The organism is Thermosipho globiformans (genome assembly GCF_003990895.1).
In the GTDB taxonomy this organism is placed as follows: domain Bacteria; phylum Thermotogota; class Thermotogae; order Thermotogales; family Fervidobacteriaceae; genus Thermosipho; species Thermosipho japonicus.
In genome coordinates, this window is sequence record NZ_BHXD01000002.1 from 82,652 (window position 1) to 102,027 (window position 19,376).

General features: G+C 30.8%; 15 protein-coding genes. 4 read left to right on the top strand and 11 right to left on the bottom strand.

Annotated features, from left to right (window positions below):
* The first annotated feature begins 91 nt into the window (after positions 1–91).
* Genes tsaB through EO083_RS09935 form a run of 3 tightly spaced genes read left to right on the top strand, consistent with a single transcriptional unit; the run spans position 92 to position 4,869 of the window.
* Entirely contained in the window at positions 92–742 is a 651-nt protein-coding gene (gene tsaB, locus EO083_RS02465; protein ID WP_126992618.1) for a tRNA (adenosine(37)-N6)-threonylcarbamoyltransferase complex dimerization subunit type 1 TsaB, read from the top strand.
* Positions 735–3,197: a DNA mismatch repair protein MutS gene (mutS, locus tag EO083_RS02470; protein WP_126992738.1), complete on the top strand. Its 2,463-nt coding sequence runs from the start codon at positions 735–737 to the stop codon at positions 3,195–3,197. Before tsaB ends, mutS begins: the two co-directional genes overlap by 8 nt.
* Entirely contained in the window at positions 3,187–4,869 is a 1,683-nt protein-coding gene (locus EO083_RS09935; protein WP_241229934.1) for an HD-GYP domain-containing protein, read from the top strand. The genes mutS and EO083_RS09935 overlap by 11 nt, the downstream gene beginning before the upstream one ends.
* Here the strand turns inward: EO083_RS09935 and amrA are convergent.
* The 7 genes from amrA to EO083_RS02510 form a co-directional block, all read right to left on the bottom strand.
* Entirely contained in the window at positions 4,866–5,387 is a 522-nt protein-coding gene (amrA, locus tag EO083_RS02480; RefSeq protein WP_126992619.1) for an AmmeMemoRadiSam system protein A, read from the bottom strand. The two genes, EO083_RS09935 and amrA, sit on opposite strands and share 4 nt — an antisense overlap.
* Before the next feature lie 15 nt (positions 5,388–5,402).
* Entirely contained in the window at positions 5,403–6,545 is a 1,143-nt protein-coding gene (gene rmuC / locus EO083_RS02485; protein ID WP_126992620.1) for a DNA recombination protein RmuC, read from the bottom strand.
* A 12-nt stretch (positions 6,546–6,557) separates the two neighbouring features.
* The gene (locus EO083_RS02490) at positions 6,558–7,283 is read right to left on the bottom strand and encodes a carboxylesterase family protein (RefSeq protein ID WP_126992621.1); all 726 of its coding nucleotides are present in this window, start codon (positions 7,281–7,283) and stop codon (positions 6,558–6,560) included.
* A gap of 122 nt (positions 7,284–7,405) precedes the next feature.
* A complete protein-coding gene (locus EO083_RS02495; protein ID WP_126992740.1) occupies positions 7,406–7,942 on the bottom strand; it encodes a DUF6115 domain-containing protein in 537 nt (178 codons plus the stop codon).
* Complete coding sequence (locus EO083_RS02500; RefSeq protein ID WP_126992622.1) at positions 7,942–8,514, bottom strand: DUF4897 domain-containing protein; 573 nt, start codon at positions 8,512–8,514, stop codon at positions 7,942–7,944. Before EO083_RS02500 ends, EO083_RS02495 begins: the two co-directional genes overlap by 1 nt.
* Positions 8,515–8,530: 16 nt before the next feature.
* Positions 8,531–9,400 (bottom strand): PP-loop family protein, encoded by an 870-nt coding sequence (locus tag EO083_RS02505; protein ID WP_126992623.1) that lies wholly within the window; start codon positions 9,398–9,400, stop codon positions 8,531–8,533.
* 14 nt (positions 9,401–9,414) lie between these two features.
* Positions 9,415–10,623, bottom strand: a complete 1,209-nt coding sequence (locus EO083_RS02510) for an L-cysteine desulfidase family protein (RefSeq protein WP_126992624.1) — start codon at positions 10,621–10,623, stop codon at positions 9,415–9,417.
* 75 nt (positions 10,624–10,698) lie between these two features.
* Between EO083_RS02510 and EO083_RS02515 the strand changes: the two genes are divergently transcribed.
* Positions 10,699–12,288, top strand: a complete 1,590-nt coding sequence (locus EO083_RS02515) for a DNA-binding protein (RefSeq protein ID WP_126992625.1) — start codon at positions 10,699–10,701, stop codon at positions 12,286–12,288.
* A gap of 32 nt (positions 12,289–12,320) precedes the next feature.
* Here EO083_RS02515 and EO083_RS02520 read toward each other — a convergent pair whose 3' ends face one another.
* The 4 genes from EO083_RS02520 to EO083_RS02535 all read right to left on the bottom strand — a co-directional run bounded on the left by EO083_RS02520 (position 12,321) and on the right by EO083_RS02535 (position 19,370).
* Positions 12,321–13,859 carry an FGGY-family carbohydrate kinase gene (locus tag EO083_RS02520; RefSeq protein WP_126992626.1) on the bottom strand — a complete coding sequence of 513 codons (1,539 nt, stop codon included), beginning with the start codon at positions 13,857–13,859 and terminating at the stop codon, positions 12,321–12,323.
* A 125-nt stretch (positions 13,860–13,984) separates the two neighbouring features.
* Positions 13,985–15,097: a KamA family radical SAM protein gene (locus tag EO083_RS02525; protein ID WP_126992627.1), complete on the bottom strand. Its 1,113-nt coding sequence runs from the start codon at positions 15,095–15,097 to the stop codon at positions 13,985–13,987.
* A 255-nt stretch (positions 15,098–15,352) separates the two neighbouring features.
* Positions 15,353–18,346 (bottom strand): alpha-mannosidase, encoded by a 2,994-nt coding sequence (locus tag EO083_RS02530; protein ID WP_126992628.1) that lies wholly within the window; start codon positions 18,344–18,346, stop codon positions 15,353–15,355.
* Positions 18,318–19,370 (bottom strand): GntR family transcriptional regulator, encoded by a 1,053-nt coding sequence (locus tag EO083_RS02535; RefSeq protein WP_126992629.1) that lies wholly within the window; start codon positions 19,368–19,370, stop codon positions 18,318–18,320. The genes EO083_RS02530 and EO083_RS02535 overlap by 29 nt, the downstream gene beginning before the upstream one ends.
* Positions 19,371–19,376: the final 6 nt, after the last annotated feature.

Sequence of the window (19,376 nt, forward strand, 5' to 3'; positions counted from 1 at the left end):
ATATTCAGTTTTAAAAAGGTAAAAGAGGGTAAGAAATCCCTCTTTTATTTTTTTAAATATGATAAAATTAAATAGAAATGGAGGGAGAAATATGAAAATACTTGCTTTAGATACTTCAACATCAAAAATTGTAGTGTATTATAGAGATTCTGAAAAGATTATTACTCAGACCTACATGGGAAAGGATAAGCATGGAAGAAATTTGGGTGTAGTAATGAATAATTTAAAAAATTTGGATATAAACTTTGAAGATATTGACGTTGTAGGTATTGGAATAGGTCCTGGAAGTTTAACGGGTCTAAGGGTTGGAATATCTTTTGCTCTTGGACTTTCTATAGATAAAAAGATAGTTGTCGTTCCTTCGACAAAACTTATTGCGGCCAATTTAATGAATAGTGGAAAAAATATAGTTGTCACAAGAAAAGCACGGCAAGGGTATATTTATGGTGCAATATATGATGAGTATTTAAATACTATTGTTGAACCTTTTGTTGAATCAATCGAGAATTTTTCAAAAGAGCTTGAAAAGATGGAAAATTTTGTAGTCATAGGAGATGGTGCAGAGTACTTTGGTGGAAATCTTCCAGAGTTATATAACTATCCTGAACCGTCTAGACTAGGTTATTTAGCCGAAAAGGAAGTAGAACTTGGGAACTTTATTGAGAAAGTTGAACCTTTGTATATTCAAAAATCTATTGCAGAAATTAATTTTGAAAAAAAGAATCAACGAAAGGATGGTTAAATTGAAGAATTTAACCCCAATGATGAAGCAATATATGGATATAAAGAAAAATTATGAAGATGCAATTGTGCTCTTTAGGCTTGGAGATTTTTACGAGGCTTTTTTTGAAGATGCAGAAATTATTTCAAAGGTATTAAATATAGTTCTAACAAAAAGGCAAAATGCTCCAATGGCCGGTATACCCCATCATGCCCTCGATAATTATTTGAAAAAATTGGTTGATAGTGGTTATAAAGTTGCAATTTGTGAGCAGATGGAGGATCCTTCTCAAGCTAAAGGTATCGTAAGAAGAGAAGTAACAAGAGTTATTACTCCTGGCACTTTGATTGAAGAAGATTTATTAAGTTCTGAAAATAATTATTTAATGGCTGTTGCATTTAGAGAAAATTTTAATACTGTTTTTGTTGATGTCTCAACCGGTGAATTGTTTGTAAAAGATTTTGAGACAATTAATGATTTAATTGATTTTGTTTCTATAGTAAATATATCTCAAATAATTTGTGAAGAAAAAATTTTTGATGAATTAAATAATAATTTGCCAAATAAATTTATAGAAAAGCTTGATGATTGGTATTTTGAAGGGTTTGAAGACAAAGTGAAGGAAACGTTTGAAATTGTTTCACTTGATCACTTTGAACTTTCAAACGAACAGTTAAGAGTGTTAGGTGCATTATTAAAATATTTAGAATACACACTAATGAGCAATTTAGCATTGGAAAAGCCAAAAAAATTGGAAGAAAGTAAATGGATGATTTTAGATTCAAAGACAGTTGATAATCTATCTCTAATTCCTGGTGAAAAAGGAAAGAATTTATACGATATTTTAAACAAAACAAAAACTGCCATGGGTTCAAGGCTTTTAAAGAAGTGGATTTTGCAACCTTTGAAGGTAAAAAAGGATATAATAGAACGCCAAGAAATAGTTGATGCATTTTTTAATGATAGATTATTGTTAAATGAGATAAGAGAATATTTAAATGGAATATTTGATGTAGAAAGAATTTTAACCAGACTTCAATATGGAAAAGTATCTCCAAAAGATTTAATTTCTTTGAAAAATACACTCTATATTATTCCAAATATTTTAGATGCTTTGAAAACAAATGAAAAATTTTCAAAGTATATACAAGAAATAGAAGAATTTCCAGAAGTTGTAGAACTGCTTGAAAGAGCTTTATATGATGATCCTTCAAGTACAGTTGGAGATGGGAATGTAATAAAAGATGGATATTCTCCTGAACTTGATGATTATAGAAATCTTTTATTTCACTCTGAAGATAAATTGAAAGAATTTGAAAAAGAGGAAAGAGAAAGAACAAATATTCAAAAATTAAAGGTTAGTTTTAACCAAGTGTTTGGGTATTATATTGAAGTTCCAAAAGGTCAGGTGAAAAATGTACCAGATTATTACATAAGAAAGCAGACGCTTGTAAATTCAGAAAGATATATTACTCAAAAACTTAAAGAATTTGAAGAAAAGATTATGTCAGCACGTGAAAAGGTTGAAATTCTTGAAAAAGCTTTATTTGATGAATTAACTAAGATGATATTAAAATATGTAAATGACATTAAAAAAACTGCAGAAAAAATAGCAGAGTTAGATGTTTTATCAACGTTTGCATATGTATCCCAGCTCTATGGTTATGTAAAACCAGAGTTTGATGATGAAAAATTTATTGTAAAAGAGGCAAGACATGCTGTTGTTGAAAGGTATGTATCAAACTTTGTTTCCAACGATATATACATGGATAAGCTAAGGCGAATGTATGTTATAACAGGGCCTAATATGAGTGGGAAAAGTACTTACATAAGGCAAGTTGGGTTAATAGCAGTTATGGCCCAAATTGGTTGTTTTGTTCCAGCAAAGAGTGCAAAGCTTCCAATTTTTGATAGAATTTTTACTAGAATGGGTGCAAGGGATGATATTTCAACTGGAAAGAGCACATTTTTAGTTGAAATGAGCGAAGTTGCATTAATTTTGTCAAAAGCAACAAAAGATAGTCTGGTTCTTTTAGATGAAGTAGGTCGAGGAACTAGCACTTTTGATGGGATAAGCATTGCGTGGGCAATGAGTGAGTACATATACAACGAGATAAAATGTAAAACAATATTTGCTACTCATTTTACAGAGCTTACAGAACTTTCTGATGTGTATAAGGGCATAAAAAATTTAACGATAGAAGTTGAAGAAACAAATGACGGTATAGTTTTTTTACATAAAGTTGTTGACGGAGTTGCAGATAGAAGTTATGGTATTGAAGTTGCTAAAATTGCGGGAGTTCCAGATGGTGTAGTTGAAAGAGCAAAGGAAATTTTAGAAGTTATAACTAAAAAGAGTGAACTTGAGAAAAAGGTAAGAGTTTTAAAAGAAGGGCAATTAAAACAAATAAAGAGTAGAAAAAAAATTGCAGAAGGTCAATTAACAATTTTTGAGGTGGATGGTAATGAATTTTGAAACTTATTTTATAAAAAATTTTTTTAAATATGTTGTAATAGGGATTTTGACTTTATTTTTAATTGTAACATTATTTGTTTATGTTTCAATAAGTGCTATAAATAGCCAGGTTCAGAACATTTCTCTTGGCTTTATTAAAAGTAGCATGGAACTTTTGGAAAATACAGTTCGTGAAGTCAGTTGGGCTTTTGAAAAAAAGATCGATGAAACTATCTATAATATTAGAGAAGAACCAGATAGATTTGAAGAATTTTTAACATATTTGTTTTCGAGGGCACCATATTATTTTAAAGAAGTTTACTTTGAAGAATTGAACTTTGATAGTTTAGACAAATTTTTAATGGATAAACTGAAAGATTCAATAAGTTATTACTCTATTAAAAATGTATACAATGGTTTTCTTGAGAATAAGCTTTATATTAGGGTTAATAATAAGGTTTATTTACTTCATATGAAGATGCCTACTTCCATATTAACAAGTTTTATCAGTAATTTAAATAAATTAAATAGAAAATATTTGTTTGTGAATTCAATAAGTTTATATACGAAAAACGGAAAAACGATAGATGGCGATATTAATGATTTTGTACTAGAAAATTTTGAAAAATTGGTTGCTTATAAAGGTATTTATAAGAGAAAAAGTGATAAAGGAAGCTATGAAATTTATTATCCCGTAGCTTTTGAAGATGCTCATAGCCTTTTTGGACCATTATTGTTAAACATCTCTATTAATTTTTCAATATTTTACAGGGTATTTTATTTTTTGGTGTTATTATTTACTATTTTTATTGTACTAGGTTTTTTAATATCATATAGGGTTTCAAGAAAAATTTCAAGGAAGATTTCGAATGATTTTAGCCTGCTTATTAGAAATATTGAGAGATTTAGAAAAGAAAAATCACTTTATAAAGATGGAACATTTAATTTTGAGATAAAAGAAATGAATAAAATAGCAAGTGAATTTGCCAAAATGGCAGAAGAAGTATCGGCGTATATGCAGGAATTAAATGCTGCAAATCAGGAACTAGAAAGTAGTTATTCTGAAATTGAAAAGATTAATAAAGAACTTGAAGAATCATATATATATTTTAGTTCACAACTTGCCATGGTTGCTGAAGGATATGATGAAAATACAGGGAATCATATAGAAAGAGTAGGTATTTTGTCAGCTTTTATTGCTGAAAAAATGGGATTTTCTCAAAAAATCGTGTACGATATACGTTATTATGCACCACTTCATGATATTGGTAAAATATTTGTACCACGTGAAATTTTGCTGAAAAAAGGGAAATTAACGGAAGAAGAGTGGGAAGAAATGAAAAAACATACCATCTATGGAGCACGCTTAATAGGTGATAAAGAACAATTTAAGATTGCACGTAACATTGCTCTTTATCACCATGAAAATTATGATGGGACAGGATACCCTTACGGTCTAGAAAAAGAAGAAATTCCAATTGAGGCGATGATTACTCATATTGTTGATGTATATGATGCTTTGCGTTCAGAAAGGCCATATAAGAAAAGCTTTACTCATGAAGAGGCAATGAAAATTATATTGGAAGGTGATGGAAGAACGCAGCCTTCGCATTTTGCACCAGAGGTTTTAGAAGTTTTTAAAAGATATGAGAAGGAAATAGAAAAAATATGGAATGAAATATACTTAAATTAATGATATCGTTCAACTGTAAATTTAAATATTTTAAAGTCATCATCAAAAATTCCAGCTTTTAGCTTTGCAATTCTTATTTGTTCTTCTATAGTATCTACTCCTTCTATGTCGGGTAAGAGTAAACCTCTTTTAAACCCTTTAACAACTATGATCCCATATTTTTTGGGATCAAGTTCATTAAGAGAAGATACAGGTTGAATTTCGCTTAGAACATCAACAGATACTACTATGTTGTCTAACTCTTCTTTTGATACTGGTGGAAATCTTGGATCTTGAGTTGCAGCTGCAATTGCATTGTTTCTTATTTCAAATGCAAGGTTTTCCTGAGTAGGTTCAAATGTTCCTATACAGCCTCTTAAGTTGCCATTTTTGGTGTGCAAAGTAACAAAACAACCTGCTCTTTTTTCAAAAAATTCTTTTGGAAGAGAATTTGGATCGGGTTCTATTACTTTTGAGTGTAAGATATAATTTTCAATAACTTTAATAGCCCATTTAACATAGGGATGAGTTCCTATCATAAAATCACCTCCATGTTAATTTATATTATTACTAGAGCCAGCTTCTTTAGCTTTATTAATATAGTCCTTAATATAAGTGTTTGCATTTGCTATAGTAGTTAATGCTTTATCAATTGTAGAGACCTTACTGTTAATATTTTCGATAATTTGAAAAAGTAAAGAAACCATTTGCTTATATTTTCCTATGTCTCCTTCTTCCTTTAGTCTTATATACTTATCTTGTAATGTATGAGCTATAACAAAAACATCTTTGTAACTACATAAAAATACGTTTTTTTCTCGGCCTAATCCAACAAGTTCAGGAGCAATTTCTAAGATGGCTTCGGGTACAACTAAAATACAACTATCTATGGTATTAAAAAGATTTTGATATTTTTGAACTCTTTGAATTTCTTTCTTAACTTTATTTATAATTTCTTTCTTTAATTTTTCTCTTTCTTTTGAATTTTCCACTTTGTTGTATTCTTCTAATAGTTGAAATACATCTGGGAATTTTGAATCAATTGGAATATACTTTCCGTCACCAAGATCCCAGGCAAATTCTACTTCACCATTCTCAGTTTTTAAATTCGTTTTAATTAATCCAACCTTTATTGATTCTTTTAATGCTTCTTTTAGAAGAAATTCACCAGTCATACCTCTGGTTTTTGTTCCAGACACTGTTTTTGTAAACATGGAAATCATCCGTTTCATATCTTCGATTTGGGCATCCCTTCTTTTTTCGATTTCTTCTCTTGATTTTCCTTGTTCATTTAAAAATTTTTCGGTATTTTTCTTTTGCTCTTCAAAGAAATTTTTCATTTGCTCAACTAATTCATTTATTCGTTTCTCTTTTTCCTCATCAATCTTAATAGTTTTGTTGCTTATCTCTGAAAATAACCTTTGAGTGTTTTCTATAAACTCTTTAAATCTTTTCTCTTTTTCTTCGTTTAGTTTTTCTCTTTGCTTTTCAGCTTCAAGCCTTGCTTTTTCTATTTCTTCATATTTGGCTTTTAATTCTGCTATTTGGATAGAAAGATTATTGATTGTAGAAAGATTAGAAGATAATTCTTCTGCATTCTTATCACTTTTCCCTTTTTTGTATCCAAGTCTGTAGCCTAAAAACAAGCCTATTAATAATCCTAAAGTAATCAAAATTATATATATTAATTCTTGCAAAATAATTCCCCCTTATCTCCTTTTTATCTGATTAAAGAGCCATTTGATCATTTCTTTATCGTTATATGCCAACTCCCAAGCTGCATGAGGATGAATCTTTTTTGAGGGTAGTAATCCTTTTGGATATTCAGTGTATTTAATATTTCCACCTATACTTTTGCTTTTTTCAAAAAGCTTTCTTGAAAAATCTACGGAAACTACTGGATCATCTTCTGCATGAAAAAGCCAGATTGGTATATCTTTATATCTTGACACTTTGTCTAAATCGCCGCCACCACAAACAACTACACCTGCTGCAAATTTTTCCGGAAAGTCTGATAATAAGATTAGAGTTCCAAAGCCTCCCATTGAAAGACCGGTGATGTAAATTCTGTTTTCATCTATTGGATTTTCTTTTGAGATTTTATTAATTAATAGCATAACAGTATATAAAATAGTATTAGCTTCAAAAACAAAGTCATCCTTTTTATAGCTACCCCACCAGCTATTTTCAGGGCATTGAGGAGCCAAAATAAAGCATGGATTTTCTGATTGAACATCAGCAGATGCCCAGACAGTTGCTCCTTTATTAGCTGTAATTTGTTTTATATTATCATTTCCACGCTCTCCGGCTCCATGAAGAAATACAACTAAAGGATATTTTTTATTATTTTCTATTTTTGGTGAGTATAATCTGTAAGGGAGAGTAATAAATTCGTCTTTATATATAAAGGGTTTAAACAAATCAAGGTAATTCAAACAGTACACCTCTTTGTAACTAATTTTCTCATAATTTAAGGTGCTATTTTTTGTGAATAATTTTTCTTTATTGAATATGTTTATTTAAATAATAGGAATGCTTTTTCATATTGAAGATTTAGTTATTTACTTTTTGTTCTATGGAATAGGTCTATAATAAGCCGTACTTCTCCTATACCCATTCCAAATCTCTTTGCAATTTCGGATTCTTCAATTCCTTGGTTGTATAACTCTATAATTTGTTCTTCTCTTGTCATTTCGGTTTTTTTGGTTTCTCTTTTTTCTATTGTTCCTTCTAAGGTTTTTTCAAAATTTTCTGAATTTGCCTCAGCCTCAACTTTCTTTTTTTCTTCGTATGATGTTTTAGAATTAGTTTTAATGTTTTTTTGATATTCAGAGACTTCCAGAACTAATTTTGAATAAAGGTCATTTATTTGAGAAATTAACTCGTTTAATTCTTTCATTTTTTCTTCTAAAATCTCTATTTTGGAATCAACAAAGACTCTTACTCTTCCCATAAGTTGAATTAAACGTTCCTCATCTTCCTTGATTTTTTCGGGAAGATTTTTACTATTATGTAAATTTATTAAGTAAACTGCCCATGAAAAAGATAAAGTTGAAATTGTACTAATTAATACTAACCATTCTATAATTCCCATCATTTCCTCCTATATATCACCGTCGGAAAGTTTTTGAGACTTTCTCCATCCCAGCTTAATTTATTGTTTTCAAAGCTAGTTGGTGTTGGATTTGAAGAAACTAAAATACTATCTTTTGGTATGTAAACAATAAAAAGGGAATTGGGATTTGGATTTATTTGGATATTTCCCATGTTTAGAGTATAGGTATTATTTGAAACATCTACAAGATTTTTTAATACGGCAACTTCTTCTATCTCAAGAATTCCTGCACGTTCTTTTGCAGAATTTTCATAATTTAATACAGTTATTGTTTTACCTATTTCCTTTGAAATTTGTTCAAAGTAATTTAAGAAGGTTTTTGATGATGCATTTGTGTAATTTTCTTTATATTCATACATTGATTTTTTGTCTTTAAATGAAAGTCCAGCAATTGTTGTGATTGTAGCGGTGTCAGAGTAATCCGTTTCAACAACAGTTTTGTAAAATGTTATATCAAACTTTGGACGTCTATTAAATACTGTAAATAGATCAAATATTAAAAACACAACTACAACAAGTATAAGAATATACATAAAAGTTTTATTTTGCAAGGTATAGACCTCCTTTTTAAAGCGTGCTTAGAATTTTTTCTTTGGTTCTACAGAATTTACATGTATCAGAAGTAGTTGGATATCCACAATTTTCACAGAATTTTAGTTCTACTTTTTCTTCTGGCAAATACTTTTTCATTTCAAGTATCGAATAGACGATGTTTAATTTTTGATCCCTTGAAAATTCTATATCTTTTTTAAATTTTTTCTGAGTACTTTCCAGAGAATTTGGGCATGCACAACCCACATATGGAAGATTCTTAAGTTTTGCATAAAGTAGTATTTCTTGTTCTGTAAGGAAATATAGTGGCTTTATTCTGCCAACAAGTTTTTTATCCTTTATAGTTTGAGTAAGTGGGCCTGTTCTTTGCAGCTGCGGAATATTTTTGTTGAACATATTATTGAAAATGAAGAAAACTTCATCATCTAAGTTGTGGCCAAGAACAACGTAATCAAAATCGTTTTCAAATGCATATTTGTTAAGAATATATCTTCTAATCATTCCACAGTATGAACATGGTTTATATTTTATATCCATAATGGTAAATCCTTCTTCTTTTTTCAAATCATATATTGTTAGAGGATAATTTATACTTTCTGTTACCTTTGTAGCTATTTCTTCGGATTTTTCTGTAAATACTGGTATTCCAAGTCTTATAAAGAAATATTCAATTTGAAGGTTGAATTTTTCTTTTAGTTTTGAGAGAACATAGCTTACAACAACTGAATCTTTACCACCGGATATGGCTACCAATAATTTTTTGTTTTTAATCTTATACTTTTCTAAGAATTTACCAATTTTTCTTTCAAAGTATTCTACAAAATGATCTTCACATAGCCTTGGAGATTTTAATATCGCTTGTTTTTTACAATGTTGGCACTTCAAATGCTACACCTCCACTAACATTTTCCTATATAGTCTAATACATCTTTATCAAATTGCTTTACAGAATTGGTAAGTTTTCCAACACGTCTTATTGTTTCTTCAACATCTTTTGCAACTATACCATTTCCACAAGGAACATCAATATTATTTATTGCAAGCTCACTTACTTGAATAGCGGTAAGTGTTCCCGTTACTGCCTTTAGAGCGCACCCTCTTTTTGCTCCATCACAAGTTAATCCAAACAATGTTCCAATTGTGTCGTTAATTGCATTTTTGATCTGTTGTCTGTTACCACCTTTTAGATATGTGAGCCCAGCTGCAGCGCCTGCAGCAGAAATACTTCCTGCCCCGCAAATTGGAGTTAAAAGACCAGTATATGCTTTTATATATATTGTAACTAATATACTTAGCAATGTTGCTTTTAAGATTTTTTCTTTATCGTATTCTTCTCTTTTTGTAGCTATTGGTAGTATGCATGAAAGTCCTTGATTTCCGCTTCCAGCAACAGTCATTACTGGTTTTAAGACCCCGCTCATTCTTGCGTCAACACCTGCACTTACGTATTTTACATAGTCATTTATTGCAGCGTTTGAAAAATTTCCTTCCACTTGCATTCCGTATTTTGCAATATCTATATTCATTTCAATTGCTTTTTCAACATAATCTAAAACTTCTTTGTCCGGATTTTCAACATAATCGATAATTTCATCAATTGAGTATTTTTTAATGTTTTCTAAGGTGGTTTTTGATGGATTAAATGGCTTGTCAAGGATTGTATTAGAATCAATAGTTATTTTTGCAATGTTGTCATGTTTTCCTTCAATTAAAATTTTAACGGTGTGATTGTCTTTTGATACAGCTATTGTTTCCACATAAAGGTATGGCACATCATTAATTTCTACTTTAATTTTATTTTTGAGGTTCATGGCTTTGCTCAGGCATTGAGAATTTACATTTTTTAAAACTTCAAGTCCTTTTTCTGGGATTCCACATAAATATCCCAAAGCGGCAGCAATTTCAAGGCCGTATATATTTGTGCCCGGGATATTTACAACAAGTCCGTTTTTGTAGGTATTTTTGTCAAGAGATATTTTTATTTCTTTTAATTCTTCTAAACTTTCATTCAAATACTTTTTTGCCGTAGCTGTCGATAATGCTACAGCTATGGGTTCGGTGCAACCATATGCTGGCTTTACCTGATCAAAGAATATATCTTTTATCAAACTAAGACCCCCTTTCATTGAAATTATAACATATGATACAATAATATGATAAATTAAAATATGGGAGGGAAAGGTATGAGAAAACTTTATTTTATGCTTTTGATACTTGTTCCACTATTTTTATTTTCATCAGTTATTAGTATTTCAGATGCAAAGGCTCTTAGCGATGGGAAAGATGTAATTGTAAGAGGAATTGTTACCGTTGAACCAGGCCCTTTTGATGTAAACATTATCTTTATCCAGGATGAAAGTGGAGGAATTAATGTTTACCTTCGTGGGGGTCATTTTGAAGGTATAAACAGAGGGGATTTAGTTGAAATTAGTGGATACATGTGGACACATAGATTAAATAGAGAACTTGTAATTGATGCTGACAAAGAAAAGTATTACATAAAGGTCTTATCTAAAAATAATATTTTGCCTCAACCAAAGAAAATATCAACAAAGGATATTACTAATGAAGAATATCAAGGATTGTTTGTAGAAGTAGAGGGTGATGTAGTAAAAATAGAGCAATCAGATCCAAGAAAAGTATATATTGATGATGGAAGTGGAAATGGTATGGTATTTATTCGTGAAAATACCGGCATACTTACATCTTATTTTAGAGTTGGAATGCATCTTAAGGTAAAGGGAGTCCTTGGAAGATATCAATCATTTTTCGAACTTTGGCCAAGAAGTATGGAAGATATAGAAGCCGGTGATGTCTTTCCACCTGAAGTAAAATCAGTATTTTTAAAGGATGATAAGGTATATGTTGTTTTTAATGAACCAGTTTCTGAAAAAAGCGTTATAGATAATAAAACTATAAGAATTGCAGGAAGAAGTATAAAAGGTCACAAGATGTATTTCAGTAATAGAGTAGTTATACTTGAGCTTGATAAAAAAATAGATTCAACAGTTAAAATAATGATAAGGTTTATAAAAGATATGAATGAAAACCAGATGGGATCAGTAATTGCTTCTATTAATCCTGAAAAAGATGTATTTGCTAAAAGGGTTTTATTTGATGAAGGGCACGGACAGCAGGCAGGAAATGCAGATTGGGTAATATATGGTGCATATTCTGATTTTGCAAATGCACTTAAAAATGAGCTTGGTATGTATGTTGAAAGTACAAAAGAAAATCTTACATACGAACTTTTAAGCCTTTATAAAGTATTTATTATTCCTGAACCTAACAGACCTTTTAAAGCAGAAGAAATAGATGCAATATTAAAGTTTGTTGAAAATGGTGGTGGCCTATTTTTAATAGCTGACCATGGCGGTTCAGACAGAAATGGAAATGGTTGGGATTCTCCAAAAATATTTAATGAATTTGTAGAAAATTTTGGTTTTAAATTTACTGGGGATAGTATAGAAGAAGAACCATTAGAATACGTGTATGAACATGAAATAACAGAAGGAATAAACAATGTTGGAGCTTGGGCAGGAAGTACTATCCAGGTTTTAAGAGATGATGTAAAAATTTTAATTTCAGATAGGAATAAAAAGCCTTATTTAGTTTTGAGTAGTTACGGAAAAGGTTTTGTTGTTGCTATAGGAGACAGCTCTCCGTTTGATGATGGAACAGGGGATAAAAATGATATATTACACGATGGTTGGAGCTATGGAGATGATGCCAAACTTGCGGTTAATATAGTTAAATTTCTTTCATCTCACTAATTTTAACTAGCGCCCCTTTGGGCGCTAGTTTTTTAATCGTTGTTATCTGATAATTTTTTGATGTTGGAATAAATATTACGTAGTGAAGAATAAATTTTTTTATATGCTTTTTTGTATAATTCATTGTAGATCTCAGCTTCTTCTTTGTCTGGGTAAAAAACTTTACTGTAGTGGATCATATTCTTTATTGCTTCGTCTATTGTCGAATGAGCACCAAAGATGCATAATGCAGCACCAAGGCCCGAAGTTTCATGTGTTTTTGGTTTATAAACTGGGAGATTAAACATATTTGCTGTAATTTGACATATTTTTTCACTTTGTGAGCCCCCACCAGAGACGGTTAGTCTTTTTATTTTTATTTTTCCTCTTTTTTCTATTCTTTCCATGCCATCTTTCAATGCAAAATTTATACCTTCTATAATTGCTCTGTAAATATGGCCTTTTGTATGATAATCGGAAAATCCTATTATAGCTCCCCTTGCATTTGGCATATCAAGGCCTGGTGTCCACATAGGGTGCAAAATTAACCCTTCAGATCCAGCGGGTATGTTATCAAGAAATCCATTTAATATTATCTCTGGAGCAACGTTTAATTTTTCTGATAATTCAAGTTCTTTTTCTCCGAATTCCTTTATAAACCATTTTACAAGCCAATAGCCCCTAAATATTTCAATTTCTGGATTATATGCATTTGGAATAACCGCAGGATATGGTGGAATGAAAGGGATTGTTTCAAAATATTTTTTTGAAGTTGTCTGAATGGTAGCGGTTGTTCCAAAACTTAAACTTGCACAATCTGAAGAAGTACAACCAGAACCAATAGTTTCACATCCCTTGTCTGATCCAGAAGTTATAATGGGTGTACCTTCAGGAATCCCTGTTTGGCTTGCAACTTCTTTTGAAATCTTTCCAACAATTGTGCAAGGTGGAACAAGCTCCGGGAGCTTTTCTCTTTCAACTCCAAAGACTCTCCATCTCCAACTATTTTTATTTTTAGGCCACCTTTGGTGTTTATAATCAAATGGGATATGTCCTATTTGAGAGGCAGTTGAATCTATGAACTTACCTGTGAGTTTGAATAATAGATAACCTGATAAAAGAAGGAATTTGTGAGTCTTGTCCCAGATCTCGGGTTCGTTTTCTTTGATCCAATTTGGCCTTGATTTTCTATATATTCTTATTGCAGTTTCTTTCATTTTAATTATTGAAAAAGCAATATTTTCGAAAAAATTAAGTGGATTTTTGTACGAAGCTTTTCTTTGATCAAGCCAGATTATAGCCGGTCTTAATGGAACACCATTTTTGTCAACCAAGACCGCTGTATCCCTTTGTGTAGTTATACTGACGCCAATAATTTTTTTGAATTTTTCTTTGTTTCTTTCTTTTAAAGTATTAACAGCTTTACATAAAGATTGCCAGTAAATATTGGCATCTTGTTCTGCCCATTCTGGATTTGGTGAATAATATGGAGTATATTGGATCTTTTCCATATCGTGTAAGTTTCCAAGCCCATCAAAAAGGAGAGCTCTAAGGCTTTGGGTTCCACAATCTATGCTAAGTGCAAATTCCAATTATCTTCACTCCCTAAATAATAGTTTGGCTAATTAAAATTATATCTTAAAGGGGGAAAAAATTAAAATGAAGGTCGGAAAAAAGTTTAAGGAAAAAATAAGCCATGGAGGCCCATGGCTTATTTTTAAAGGATTGGGTTTTCTACAAAATATTCTTCGACAAGTTCGGTATAATCATCGAGCCAGTATGCGTTTGGATTTCTTTTGTATACCATTATTTTTCCAGCATTTTTTGGGTCATGTGCACGTTGGTATCTAAATATAATATGTTCCTTTGTAAGAGCAGAAACCTCTATTTTTCCTGTCTCATGTGACATTGCAAATCTTGCTCTTTTTGCAAGTCCTGATACATTCATGATTGCTTTTAAGAATATTTGATATCCTTCTTCTACTGGAACTGCAAAAGGTTTATTTCCTGCAACAGGCCTTCCTTGAAATACATAGTATGGAGGAACACCTATGAATGAAAGTTTTTTAAATAGTTCCATAAGTGTTTTCCAGTCTGCGTTAACTCCTTTTATCAAAGGTGTTTGATTTGCAAGAATTGCCCCCGCTTTTTGAAGCATATTTACAGCTTTAATAGCTTCTTTTGTGATTTCTCTTGGGTGGTTAAATTGTGTCATGATGTATATTTTCTTTTCATCTGTTGAATATTTTTTGATCAATTCTATTAATTCTGGATCTTCAGTGATTCTATATGGATTAAATGCGACCATTTTACTTCCTATTCTTATTATCTGAACATGATCAATTTCTCTGATCTGACTTATTATTTTTTCAAGTTTTTTTGTAGCAAGTAATAGTGGATCGCCGCCGGTTAATAACACGTTTGTTATTTCTTTATGCTTTTTAATATATTCTAGATCTTCAGAAACATCTCTAGCAACTTCTTCTCCTACATTGATAAAGAGGCGCTTTCTAAAACAAAATCTACAAAATCCACCGCAAACATCGTTGACTAATAAAAGCGCGGTGTCTCTATATTTGTGTTGTAAACCTTTAGAAATTGTATATGATTTTTCATTTGATGCATCGAGTCTTCCCCATTCTTCTAACTCACCGATTTGTGGGATTATTAAATTTCTTATTGGATCATTTGGATCATCCCAATTAATCAAGTTTAAATAATAATCATTAGCTCTAAACTTATACTTTTCCGTTACTTTTTTTAACTTGATTTTTTCTTCCTCGGAAAGTTGTGGAACTTTTTCGATTTTTGTGATGTAGTTTACTTGCATGAGGATTCCTCCTTTCTTTGTGGTGGGATTTTGTAGGAAAAAGGGGCATTTTCATTCTAACAATTAGATTTTAATTTAATACTACATATAAGAAAATATAGAGTAACATTTATATATCTTTTGTATTAAAAATATGATGGTTTTTAGAACATAGAGGTTTGGAGGTAATTTTAGAAAGATAAGTTATATTGTGTATAAAAAATAATATAATAAAAATATAATGCCCCTCCTAATTTTTATAGGAGGGGGATTTTTCTAAAGCTTGCATATAAATGTGTATATTTTAAATGGCTCGTATTCTAAAATTATTTTATTATTTTTCACACTTAATTCTTCTTTAATTTCCTCTAGTATATTTGAAATATATGCTTTTTTTAAATTTTCAATCTCAATTTCTAGTGTTCCACTTGTCCCAACAACTTCAGCAAGTCTAAGCACTATAGTATTTGGTGTTAGTTTTTTTAGTGCTAGTATTTTGAAGTTATCAGGAGAAATTTTTATTGAAAAGTCCTTAGTATCGAATTTTTCCAGCGCAAATATTCTTTTATTAAAGTTATCAGCGATTTGTATAGTATCTTTAACGTTTGAGCTTTCAACAATTGCATATGAAAATTCATGGAAGCCTTCATCTGCAAAAAAGTCTGGATATGTTCCAGCTTTTATTAGTGAAAGCCCGATTACGTTGTTGTCAACGCTGTGGCCGTATTTTCCATTGTTGATTATGGACACTCCAAAGTCAGGTTGAGAAATATTTACCCACCTATGTCCTAGAACTTCAAAGCGGGCTTTTTCAAAATTTGTATTTTTGTGAGTTGGCCTTTCAATGTATCCGGCGTCAAGATCAAATTTTGCGTATCTACTTAGTATATTAGTTGGGAATAAAACTTTTAGCAAGCTTCTTCTAAGATGCCAGTCAATTTCTGTCTTTACTTCAACCCAATTTGAATCTCTTTGAAGAATGTAATATTGAACAATTTTTGAGTTTTCAACTTTATATTCAACTTTAACGACTTTTCTTATTGATCCTTCCTCTACTACTTCAATTTTATTTGCGTTGAGTTTTCTTCCACTTTTTGCATAATTTGCATCGATATCCCAGTTTTCCCAGTAATATGGAATGTCTTTGTAAAGCATTAAAATATTTCCACTATTTTTGAAGAGATATTTATTAGTTTTTTTGTCGAATATATTTATGCTTCCATCTTCAAATATGGTAAGATCTATTAATTTATTTTCAAATGGTTTGGCTTCAAGCTCTGGCATTTTATCTTTAATGTTTAATTGTATAGTTTCAAGGGGGTTAATGTATTTATCTAAATAATAAAGATACTTTCCATCGTATGTTTTTTGAACTTTTAGTGATTTTCCGTCTAATTCAAGGTTTAATAATTTATCAGATTCAAAGTATATTTTTTGTTTAAATGAAGAAGAATTAAATATTACGAGCTTGTTTTTACTAGTTTTGGTTAGAATTTGTCTTTTTATATCTTCGGCTTTGTCTAACACTTTATTTAGATCACTTTCAGCACCTTGATATACTTCGTGAATTGAGGAACCGGGCAAAATATCGTGAAATTCATTGTATAAAACTATATCCCAGAGATCATCAATTTCTTTCTGGTAATTTTTTCCATAGAGTGCGTTTAATATTTCAATTTCTCTTAGTTTATCTTCGCATTTTTTGTGTAATATTTTTGTCCTAGATTGTGAGGTGAGTGTTCCTCTATGAAGTTCAAGATACAACTCTCCATCCCAGACAGGAATATTTTCTTTTGGAAGATTTTTGGTAAAGTTGTCTACAGTACTGTATTCTACTTGTGGTATTCCTGGGATTTCCTTTAAAGCGTAGTAGTTTTCACACATTTCTTCTGTTGGACCGCCACCACCATCACCATATCCAAAAGACAAAAGAATTGAAGATGTTAAGTCTTTATGCCTAAAATTTTCAAATGTGTTGATTATAGATTTAGCTGAAATTTTTCCGTTATAGCCTTCTTCCATGTTTTTGTAGCTGTAATAAATGACTTCACTGCCATCTATACCGCGCCATTTACATAGATCGTATGGAAATTCGTTTGATTCGTTCCAGTAAAGTTTGGTTGTGACAAAGTAGTCTATGTCAGCTTCTTTTAATATTTGTGGTAAAATCCATGAAAAGCCAAAGACATCAGGGAGCCAGCAAGTTTTAGATTTTTTTCCAAATTCTTTTTCAAAAAATTTTTGGCCATAGTAAAATTGTCTAATTAATGATTCAGCGGAAGGAACATTACAATCAGATTCAACCCACATTCCTCCAACAGGCTCCCATTTATTTTCGGAAACCAATTTTTTTATTTCTTCAAACAATTCAGGATAATTTTCCTTTATATCTTTGTACATTTTTGCAGAAGATTGTGTGTAGATAAACTCTTTGTATTTTTTAGAAAGAGTGACCGCATTTGAAAAAGTTCTTGCTATTTTTCTTTTTGTTTCATTTACGGGCCAGAGCCATGCATAATCTATATGTGCATGTCCAACTACAAAAACTTTTCCATGCTTTGGAAATGGAATATTTTTAATCTTTTCCTTAAAGTTATTAAATTTTTCTAGAACACTCTTTTTAATGTCACTGTTATTTCTGGAATTGGTGTATTTAAGTTTTGGTGGATTCCATACACTCTTAATTTCTTGTATAATTGCTGGATTATCTAGAACATTGTTTAGATACTCTTTTGTATTTCTTGGAACATAAATGGATGAAAGAAATTCATCAGTGATATTAATTAATGCTTGTGCCAAGTATTGGTCCGTGGTTTCTTCTGCAACTTGAATTACATTATACACAAAGTTTAGAGCTTTTTTTAATTCAATATCGTAGTAAATTAAGAAGGATTCGTTGAAAAGGGGATTTTCTTTTGTTCCAAATAATCCTCTTGGGACAGTTTCAACCTTTATTGAATGAACCTTTCCATCACAATATGGTGATAAATCAAACTCTCTATGAAATGGGTTTATTTCCCCTACTGGTTGTTCGTCAATAAATATAAGTGTTTCACCACCAAACCATGCTCTCAAGTATGTGTTTTTATTGTCAATTTTAAATTCATTTTCGAATGTAATTTTTTGGTGAGACCATTCATATGGTATAGAAATTTCTTTTCCATCATGTTTCCAACCTGTGTATTCTTCACGTTTTAGAATGCAATATGGATATATTTCAGAAAGAGCCCTTTTTAAGTGGCTAATTTCTTTGTCTTTTCCTCTGTACATTTTTCTCCTCCTCTTCTTTGCATCCACAAGAATTTCGGACTATGAGTTTTGATTCAATTTTATTTTCAAGTTCTACCTTCTCGTTCTTTATGAGACTTACCATTAATGAGGCAGCAGTTTCTCCAATAAGAGATAAGTCTTGATTTACGGTTGTAAGTTTGGGATTCAAGATTTTTGAAACGTAATCATTGTCATATCCTAAAACTTTAATATCGTCTGGAATTTTGATGTTATTTTGTAAAAGTGTGGTTATTCCTCTAACAGCCATCATATCATTGCAGAAGAATATTGCATCTACCTTTTTAGCAAATTCAATTATTTGTGAATAATCTCCATCTATTTTTGAAACTTTGATGATTTCTGGTGAAAATTTGAGTCCATCTTTTATACCATTGTATCTTTCATATACGCTTGAAATTGTCATATCTTCACTGGTTACATAAATTGCACTTTTTATTTTATGAACTTTTCTCATGTGATCACCAAGCATTTTTCCTCCACTGTAGTTGTTATTAATTACGGTAGGAACTGGAAAACCTATATCGATAGATCTATCAACAAATACAACTGGGAAATTATCTCGAAGTAGTGACTTTAAAATGTCGTTTGCTCTGCTGGTTGTAGTTGGTTCCATAATTATTCCATCAACCCCCATAGATAAAAGTTGTTTTATTGCCTGTTTTTCAGCTTCAAGATTCTCTACTCTTTCAACAACAAAACATTTGCTTCCAATTTTAGAACAAAATTTTATTATTCCATAAACGATCTTCGTGTTTTGAACTATAATTCCTATTTTTTTCTTTGAAACTATATTTATTTCTGTAACAAATGTGCCAAGACCAAATACTCTGGTAATGATCCCTTTTTTTTCAAGTTCTGCTAATGCTTTTCTTACAGTTGTTCTGGTTGTATTAAATTGCTCTGAAAGTATATTTTCTGATGGAATTTTATCTCCAGGTAAATATTCACCTTTTAAGATTTTGGTTTCAAGGTAATTTGCGATTTTTAGATAAAGTGGTATCATATTTGT